Consider the following 4343-nt stretch of genomic DNA (forward strand, 5'->3'; position numbering starts at 1 on the left):
TACCAGCATATTCTCATTCTGCATCACATGGGGCGGGAAGAATGCGATCGCGTTTTGACCTGAACCGCAGAGGTGCAACCGAAACTGAAGCGGAATTGGGATTAACAGGGGTTGACTGTATAACTTTACGGGAAGAACGACGGATTGAAGAAGCACCCGCAGCTTATAAACCGATTCAGTCTGTCATTAATGTGCAAGTTGAGGCGGAAATGGTAGGTATTGTAGCGAGGTTGAGTCCAGTGTTAACTTTTAAGGCTTAAAGTTTGATGCCGACGTTTTTAAATTACCTCAAAATGGCTGGAACGCATAAATCTTAACTTGCTTCAACACTCAATCAAAGGCGCTGCTGATTTTCTGTGTTCATTTTCACAGACTCAACAACGCCCATTTTTTGGATATTCCAGACCCAATACTTAGTATTTAGACGGCTTCTGTGTTCTTTTCTCCTGTCCGAATCCTGACAACTTGTTCAACAGGGGAGATAAAAATTTTACCATCACCGATTTCACCAGTGCGGGCTGCGGCGATAATTTTATCTACAACCATATCAACTAAGCCATCTTCAACAACGATTTCCACCTTGAGTTTTTGGAGAAACTCCACGGTATATTCTGAACCCCGATAGCGTTCAGTTTGCCCTTTTTGCCGCCCGAAACCTCGAACTTCGGAAACTGTCATACCGACGATACCGGCGTTAACTAAGGCAATTTTTACTTCATCCAGTTTAAATGGACGGATAATGGCTTCTACTTTTCTCATTTTTTTGATTCCTGACTTCTAATAGCGTTGTTTATATATCTAAGCAGATTCGTTGTCTCACGCTGTAAATATAGCCATAGTTATTTAATTTCAGCTTGATGTATTGGATTCCACTGTTTTTTCATCGTCTCCAATTATGGACTATTTTCTTGCAAAAGCGATCGCCAATCAGCGATCGCCTGTTCTGTCCACAACCAATTTTGCGATAAGTTATCAATGGTAAAATCTGCCGGCGCATTTTGAATTACCATTTGTCTGAGTTTAATCGCTTCCTGTAAATATTGCTGACGTTTATCAGCGGGTTGATTTTTGGCAGATTGATATAAACCTAAAGCTAACCCAGCATAAGCTGTCAATGCCTCCGGTTGTCCAGCTATCTGCGGATATTTTATCGGGCGAGAATTCTGATCTGGCTGGATATTTAATGCTAAACTCAAGGACTTAAACCAAGCATCATTAGCATAATTGAGATTATTCTCCGCATAATAAGCAAATCCCAAAGCATTATTATACACAAGAGAATCTGGTTGCTTCTGTACAGCCCTAGACCAATAACGGCGAGCATCATCAATACTATATTTATTATTTTTCGTTTGTACTGACTGCCAAGCTAATCGCCCCCGGAAAAAGTTCACAGATGGATTTTCAGCATCCTGTTCCGGAATCAAATTTAAAGCCGTTTCCGCCGCCGGCAAAGCACCGCGATTCATTAATTCATTAATAGCATCCAAACCAGCTTTTAAATTGCCCTGACTCAACTGTGCCGTAGCTGTAGCCGTGACAATTCCCGTAGCTGACGTAGCTAAATTAATGCTCGGATACTGATTATTTTGGGAATTTTGTCCAGGAATTGGTGGGACATCTGGTAACTGTGGCGATCGCTGTTGATGCCACAACCAACCCATACCAACACTGAGAGCGATCGCACTCATACCTAAAATACTATACCAAAATCTCCATTTTGGGCGCTGAGTGCGATTATCTCTGGGCAGTAAAGGTGATGGTGATAACTGAGGATTTGCCTGACGCTTTTCCAGTTTCGCGGAGGTTGATGTCATAGGGGCGGGGACATTTGCCCAACCTAAATTTCCCTTCGTCTCGGAAACCTGCATTTCTGACAGATGGTGAAGATTCTCCTTTTGGATCAGTTCTGCTTTCATGCTTGGTTCTTGAGTCGTAGCTTCTGGCTTACCGAATTGACGAAACAAATCAGAAACTAAAGCCGAATCCTCATTATAACTAGGGTCATCATATTCAATTTCATCTACTAAATCACCCCAAGTATCTTCCCCTAACCAGTCTACCTCTTGTGTCTCCTCTTCCAAATTAGGGTTGAGGATATCATCAATAACTAAAGGCATTTCTGGATGATTGGCGACAGTAGAATAGTTATTATTACTCCGCTTTGGTGGCTGATATTCGTTCAGTAACTCCGAGTAGCCAGATAAATTAATTTGCGGTGTCAAACAACCATCAAATTCTCGCTGAAGATACAAAATTGGTAAAGCCCAGTACATCTGTTGAGAACCATAAGCAGAAATTAAACCCTGACGGACTCGACTTACACATAAATCCAAAGGATAGCCCTGACTCAAATTTCGGTAAAACAATTGAGTCAATGTCAGCGCCACCTCATCAGGTATACGTTCTGACATCGCCAATATACTTTTAATGCCCCTTTTTACCAAGCTTTCTGTTAAGTTCCGTTCTCCTGAATCTTCCGCAGCCTCGGATCTAGCCCGATATGCCCCTAAACAGGAGTTAAATACTGCCATTTGAATATTATTGTTTACCAGTAACCCAGCTAAATCGTCTCCGCTGAGAATCTCTGTTAACCCAGTTTTTTTACTGACAAGATAAATTTGCCCACCATTCGTACCTAAGTTACTATGACCGGAATAGTGAAGAATATGATAATGTCCCTGTTCTAAAGCTTGAGTCAGTTCTTCTCTCCCTGGACCGTCCAAAACAGTCAGTTCAATCTCTGGGAAATGATGATTACCATCAACTACACGGGCAGCTTGGCGATGTAGTTCTGCTTTGAGGTTGATAGCTTCTTGTTTGAGCAAATCCAGCCGCACTAAGTCAGTAGGTGCAGAAATCACCATTAGCACTTTCACCCCCCGTTCGTCGGGTGAAGTAGGAAGATGATGAGTGGGTATGCGTGATGCTGGGGCTAAACCACTTTGATAACGGGCAAAGGTGATATAAGGACCCGTGGCTAAAGGGCGATCGCCTGCGTGCATCACTTCCCATGGCAACCGCGCCAACCTAGTATCCTTCAGTCCCAATCTCAGCCGCAACACCTGTTGGTGATTTTGGGCAATCCCTTGGGCGGTAATCCAACTATCCCTCAGCGTCCCTTGAAACAACGCATTATACAATTCCTGCCCCAAAGCCACCAAATTAACAGAGTTCTTGGATACCATATCCCCCTGCAAAACTAACTGCAAAGGGTCATCCATCAAATGTCCCGCCGCCGCTAACCATTCACTCACTGGCCAATGTACCAGTTCCTCTGCTAACGGTACTCCCGGCGCAACTTGTTCCGTCCGCACCAGATAATCATTCTGCCCTACCGGGGTTGCGGAAAGGTGAAATTCCTGGGTCACAACTTTTGCTCCATAAAACTTATTTCCCACTTCCACCAAGCTAGACGACTACTTTTTCTCCACAAGCGTAACTTTCGGATCAGCCAACTGTAAAAATTCCTTTCGTACATTCAACAGGTTACAAGCCACATTAAAATATCTATCTATTGTGATTATATGCTTTAAACATTAACTGTTCTCACCGTGATAAGTATTTGGACAGAATTAACTACACACATTGTTGTTCTCTTCTCCTTTCCCTGTTCGGAGTCTCTATTAATGAATTTATTTTTGTTCAACTACTTAGCAGGATTACTTTGGGGACTGAAATCTTCACCACTTAGTCTTGTTAATACCTTAGATGTTTTTTACCTTTCTAATGTTTCAGATGGGGGGACTTAGTATTGTAAAACTTTGGTGAATTTATAGACAAATATCATTACTTATCATTGAGAACTTACGCAAAATATCCTCAAAACCTCTTTCTTGTGTGTCCTCTGTACCTGGAGTGGTTAGATATTCCATGATTCGTGCGTAAGTCCTGTCATTGTTTGGCCTCAACCACTTTATCCGGATTGGTTGATCCCCTTCAAGAACACTTTATTGGTAGATGCACCTTGATCTTCAATTCCCCTAGATGGTTAAAACCTACTAGGGGTTTTCTTTTCACAAAAATCGCCAAGTTCTGTGGATCTATTTACTCAATTTATGATCAATAAAAAACGTTCCTGATTGACAAGAACGTTTGAAAGCATTTTTAGATCAGCGATGAAGTAGATAAAATCCCCATAACTAACTCCCCTACCCAGCTACCAGCCACAGGAATTTTTTCGGTATGTGACAAACAGCAATATTTGGGTAACTTTGTCCGGAGCATAAATTAGAAATAATGAACATTAAATTTGGTAGATGCACCCTGATAACTCAACTCCCCTAGTTGGCTAACACCACTGGGGGTTTTTTCTGTTTATGGTTAGTACAACGCAATTATCG

The 4343-nt window shown here is 42.1% G+C and carries 3 protein-coding genes; 1 reads left to right on the forward strand and 2 read right to left on the reverse strand.

The window, feature by feature from the left end:
- A partial coding sequence (locus tag FJR38_RS09820; protein ID WP_168536757.1) for an RtcB family protein occupies nt 1-260 on the forward strand: 260 nt, incomplete at its 5' end.
- A gap of 160 nt (nt 261-420) precedes the next feature.
- On the opposite strand, the gene FJR38_RS09825 is transcribed toward FJR38_RS09820, so the two are convergent.
- Together FJR38_RS09825 and hetF are read right to left on the reverse strand one after the other, a co-directional pair.
- A complete protein-coding gene (locus FJR38_RS09825) occupies nt 421-759 on the reverse strand; it encodes a P-II family nitrogen regulator (RefSeq protein ID WP_168495178.1) in 339 nt (112 codons plus the stop codon).
- A 134-nt stretch (nt 760-893) separates the two neighbouring features.
- The gene (gene hetF, locus FJR38_RS09830; protein ID WP_168495180.1) at nt 894-3371 is read right to left on the reverse strand and encodes a cell division protein HetF; all 2478 of its coding nucleotides are present in this window, start codon (nt 3369-3371) and stop codon (nt 894-896) included.
- Nucleotides 3372-4343 lie beyond the last annotated feature (972 nt).

The organism is Anabaena sp. UHCC 0253 (assembly GCF_009712085.1).
Classification (GTDB): Bacteria; Cyanobacteriota; Cyanobacteriia; order Cyanobacteriales; family Nostocaceae; genus Dolichospermum.